The 5,232-nt window shown below is 50.5% G+C and carries 3 rRNA genes; all 3 read right to left on the bottom strand.

The window, feature by feature from the left end:
• Positions 1 to 11 precede the first annotated feature (11 nt).
• A 5S ribosomal RNA gene (rrf, locus tag AC1DNH_RS20920) occupies positions 12 to 127 on the bottom strand.
• Between the two features lie 187 nt (positions 128 to 314).
• Positions 315 to 3,242: ribosomal RNA gene (locus AC1DNH_RS20915) — 23S ribosomal RNA — on the bottom strand.
• A 182-nt stretch (positions 3,243 to 3,424) separates the two neighbouring features.
• Positions 3,425 to 4,976, bottom strand: a 16S ribosomal RNA gene (locus tag AC1DNH_RS20910).
• The 16S, 23S and 5S rRNA genes sit together here, the layout of an rRNA operon.
• Positions 4,977 to 5,232 lie beyond the last annotated feature (256 nt).

Raw genomic sequence — 5,232 nt, 5'->3', positions numbered from 1 at the left:
CTGTTTATATTGCCTAGCGACGTCCTACTCTCACAGGGGGAAGCCCCCAACTACCATCGGCGCTAAAGAGCTTAACTTCCGTGTTCGGTATGGGAACGGGTGTGACCTCTTTGCCATCATCACTAGACTATTRWCGGCTTTCAATATACATCGTATTTCTTCGTCAGCTTCTGTCGTTCAGTCAGTCACGTACTTGAGTACGCTCCTTCCTTCTCTCCATCGCTTCCTAGAACTACTCGTATCTTGAAACCCTTGGTTGAAAGAATTATTCTTTCAAAACTGGATAAACGGTGCATTGAATGTTTCAAACTTTTTTGGTTAAGTCCTCGATCGATTAGTATTCGTCAGCTCCATGTGTCACCACACTTCCACCTCGAACCTATCTACCTCATCGTCTTTGAGGGATCTTACTTACTTGCGTAATGGGAAATCTCATCTTGAGGGGGGCTTCATGCTTAGATGCTTTCAGCACTTATCCCGTCCACACATAGCTACCCAGCGATGCCTTTGGCAAGACAACTGGTACACCAGCGGTGTGTCCATCCCGGTCCTCTCGTACTAAGGACAGCTCCTCTCAAATTTCCTACGCCCACGACGGATAGGGACCGAACTGTCTCACGACGTTCTGAACCCAGCTCGCGTACCGCTTTAATGGGCGAACAGCCCAACCCTTGGGACCGACTACAGCCCCAGGATGCGATGAGCCGACATCGAGGTGCCAAACCTCCCCGTCGATGTGGACTCTTGGGGGAGATAAGCCTGTTATCCCCGGGGTAGCTTTTATCCGTTGAGCGATGGCCCTTCCATGCGGAACCACCGGATCACTAAGCCCGTCTTTCGACCCTGCTCGACTTGTAGGTCTCGCAGTCAAGCTCCCTTGTGCCTTTACACTCTACGAATGATTTCCAACCATTCTGAGGGAACCTTTGGGCGCCTCCGTTACCTTTTAGGAGGCGACCGCCCCAGTCAAACTGTCCGCCTGACACTGTCTCCTGCCCCGCTAAGGGGCATGGGTTAGAATTTCAATACAACCAGGGTAGTATCCCACCGACGCCTCCTTCGAAGCTGGCGCTCCGAGATCTCTGGCTCCTACCTATCCTGTACAAGTTGTACCAAAATTCAATATCAGGCTACAGTAAAGCTCCACGGGGTCTTTCCGTCCTGTCGCGGGTAACCTGCATCTTCACAGGTACTATAATTTCACCGAGTCTCTCGTTGAGACAGTGCCCAGATCGTTACGCCTTTCGTGCGGGTCGGAACTTACCCGACAAGGAATTTCGCTACCTTAGGACCGTTATAGTTACGGCCGCCGTTTACTGGGGCTTCAATTCGCAGCTTCGCTTGCGCTAACCACTCCTCTTAACCTTCCAGCACCGGGCAGGCGTCAGCCCCTATACGTCACCTTACGGTTTTGCAGAGACCTGTGTTTTTGCTAAACAGTCGCCTGGGCCTATTCACTGCGGCTCTCATGCGCTTGCACGCTCAAGAGCACCCCTTCTCCCGAAGTTACGGGGTCATTTTGCCGAGTTCCTTAACGAGAGTTCTCTCGCACACCTTAGGATTCTCTCCTCGACTACCTGTGTCGGTTTGCGGTACGGGCACCTCTCACCTCGATAGAGGCTTTTCTTGGCAGTGTGAAATCAGGAACTTCGTCCATACGGACTCGCCATCACAGCTCAACGTTAYAGTGTGCGGATTTGCCTACACACACGCCTTACTGCTTGGACGCGCATATCCAACAGCGCGCTTACCCTATCCTACTGCGTCCCCCCATTTCTCAAACGGTGAGGAGGTGGTACAGGAATATCAACCTGTTGTCCATCGCCTACGCCTATCGGCCTCGGCTTAGGTCCCGACTAACCCTGAGCGGACGAGCCTTCCTCAGGAAACCTTAGTCATACGGTGGACGGGATTCTCACCCGTCTTTCGCTACTCATACCGGCATTCTCACTTCTAAGCGCTCCACCAGTCCTTCCGGTCTGACTTCAACGCACTTAGAACGCTCTCCTACCACTGACATCGTAGATGTCARTCCACAGCTTCGGTGAATCGTTTAGCCCCGATACATTTTCGGCGCAGCGTCACTCGACCAGTGAGCTATTACGCACTCTTTAAAKGATGGCTGCTTCTAAGCCAACATCCTGGTTGTCTGTGCAACGCCACATCCTTTTCCACTTAACGATTACTTTGGGACCTTAGCTGGTGGTCTGGGCTGTTTCCCTTTTGACTACGGATCTTATCACTCGCAGTCTGACTCCCGTGTATAAATATCTGGCATTCGGAGTTTGTCTGAATTCGGTAAACCGGGATGGCCCCCTAGTCCAAACAGTGCTCTACCTCCAGTATTCTCATCACGAGGCTAGCCCTAAAGCTATTTCGGAGAGAACCAGCTATCTCCAAGTTCGATTGGAATTTCTCCGCTACCCACACCTCATCCCCGCACTTTTCAACGTGCGTGGGTTCGGGCCTCCAGTAAGTGTTACCTCACCTTCACCCTGGACATGGGTAGATCACCTGGTTTCGGGTCTACGACCACGTACTAATTCGCCCTATTCAGACTCGCTTTCGCTGCGGCTCCGCCTTCTAAAGCTTAACCTCGCACGTAATCGTAACTCGCCGGTTCATTCTACAAAAGGCACGCTATCACCCATTAACGGGCTCTAACTACTTGTAGGCACACGGTTTCAGGATCTMTTTCACTCCCCTTCCGGGGTGCTTTTCACCTTTCCCTCACGGTACTGGTTCACTATCGGTCACTAGGTAGTATTTAGCCTTGGGAGATGGTCCTCCCRGATTCCGACGGAATTTCACGTGTTCCGCCGTACTCAGGATCCACTCAGGAGAGAACGAACTTTCGACTACAGGGCTTTTACCTGCTCTGGCGGACCTTTCCAAGTCGCTTCATCTAACTCGCTCTTTTGTAACTCCGTATAGAGTGTCCTACAACCCCAAGAGGCAAGCCTCTTGGTTTGGGCTCTTCCCGTTTCGCTCGCCGCTACTCAGGGAATCGATTTTTCTTTCTCTTCCTCCAGGTACTTAGATGTTTCAGTTCCCTGGGTCTGCCTTCAAGACGCTATGTATTCACGTCAAGATACTACGCGATTAAACGTAGTGGGTTCCCCCATTCGGAAATCTCCGGATCAAAGCTCACTTACAGCTCCCCGAAGCATATCGGTGTTAGTGCCGTCCTTCATCGGCTCCTAGTGCCAAGGCATTCGCCGTGCGCCCTTAATAACTTAACCAAGTTATTAAGCCTATAAAAAAACTTAAAAAAATAAATGTGTTTGTTACAATTTCAATGTCGTTTTATCCAGTTTTCAAAGAACAAGTTTTGAAGTATTTCATTCGTAAGAATGAACCTTCAAAACTGAACGCAAAACGTAATCTTACAAACCCTAGGTTTGTATTCCGAAAATATCCTTAGAAAGGAGGTGATCCAGCCGCACCTTCCGATACGGCTACCTTGTTACGACTTCACCCCAATCATCTATCCCACCTTCGGCGGCTGGCTCCAAAAGGTTACCCCACCGACTTCRGGTGTTACAAACTCTCGTGGTGTGACGGGCGGTGTGTACAAGGCCCGGGAACGTATTCACCGCGGCATGCTGATCCGCGATTACTAGCGATTCCGGCTTCATGTAGGCGAGTTGCAGCCTACAATCCGAACTGAGAACGACTTTATCGGATTAGCTCCCTCTCGCGAGTTGGCAACCGTTTGTATCGTCCATTGTAGCACGTGTGTAGCCCAGGTCATAAGGGSCATGATGAYTTGACGTCATCCCCACCTTCCTCCGGTTTGTCACCGGCAGTCWCCTTAGAGTGCCCAACTAAATGATGGCAACTAAGATCAAGGGTTGCGCTCGTTGCGGGACTTAACCCAACATCTCACGACACGAGCTGACGACAACCATGCACCACCTGTCACCGTTGTCCCCGAAGGGAAAACCATATCTCTACAGTGGTCAACGGGATGTCAAGACCTGGTAAGGTTCTTCGCGTTGCTTCGAATTAAACCACATGCTCCACCGCTTGTGCGGGCCCCCGTCAATTCCTTTGAGTTTCAGTCTTGCGACCGTACTCCCCAGGCGGAGTGCTTAATGCGTTAGCTGCAGCACTAAGGGGCGGAAACCCCCTAACACTTAGCACTCATCGTTTACGGCGTGGACTACCAGGGTATCTAATCCTGTTTGCTCCCCACGCTTTCGCGCCTCAGCGTCAGTTACAGACCAGAAAGTCGCCTTCGCCACTGGTGTTCCTCCAAATCTCTACGCATTTCACCGCTACACTTGGAATTCCACTTTCCTCTTCTGCACTCAAGTCCCCCAGTTTCCAATGACCCTCCACGGTTGAGCCGTGGGCTTTCACATCAGACTTAAAGGACCGCCTGCGCGCGCTTTACGCCCAATAATTCCGGACAACGCTTGCCACCTACGTATTACCGCGGCTGCTGGCACGTAGTTAGCCGTGGCTTTCTAATAAGGTACCGTCAAGGTACAGCCAGTTACTACTGTACTTGTTCTTCCCTTACAACAGAGTTTTACGATCCGAAAACCTTCTTCACTCACGCGGCGTTGCTCCATCAGGCTTTCGCCCATTGTGGAAGATTCCCYACTGCTGCCTCCCGTAGGAGTCTGGGCCGTGTCTCAGTCCCAGTGTGGCCGATCACCCTCTCAGGTCGGCTACGCATCGTCGCCTTGGTGAGCCGTTACCTCACCAACTAGCTAATGCGCCGCGGGCCCATCTTATAGCGACAGCCGAAACCGTCTTTCAGTATTTCACCATGAAGTAAAATAGATTATTCGGTATTAGCCCCGGTTTCCCGGAGTTATCCCAAACTATAAGGTAGGTTGCCCACGTGTTACTCACCCGTCCGCCGCTAACGTCAAAGGAGCAAGCTCCTTCTCTGTTCGCTCGACTTGCATGTATTAGGCACGCCGCCAGCGTTCGTCCTGAGCCAGGATCAAACTCTCCATAAAAAGAAATTTGATTAGCTCAAATTGTTTTGCTGGCATCATGTTTGATGTCCAAAATTTTGTTTYGTTCACYAACTCRAGGTTAGYTACTRAAAACTTTATTGATTACGTTTTGCTTGTTCAGTTTTCAAGGTTCATTTCGTTRCCGYTTYYTCAACAGCAACTTTTATATTGTAACACTTCTTGTTTTTGTTGTCAACTCTTTTTTAGAAGTTTTTTCACTTCTTTTCAAAAGCAGCAACTCTTATATAATATCATG

Source organism: Pedobacter sp. 01N310 (genome assembly GCF_056399805.1).
Note: the sequence above shows the minus strand (reverse complement) of the source record. Positions and strands in the feature narration are given on the sequence as shown.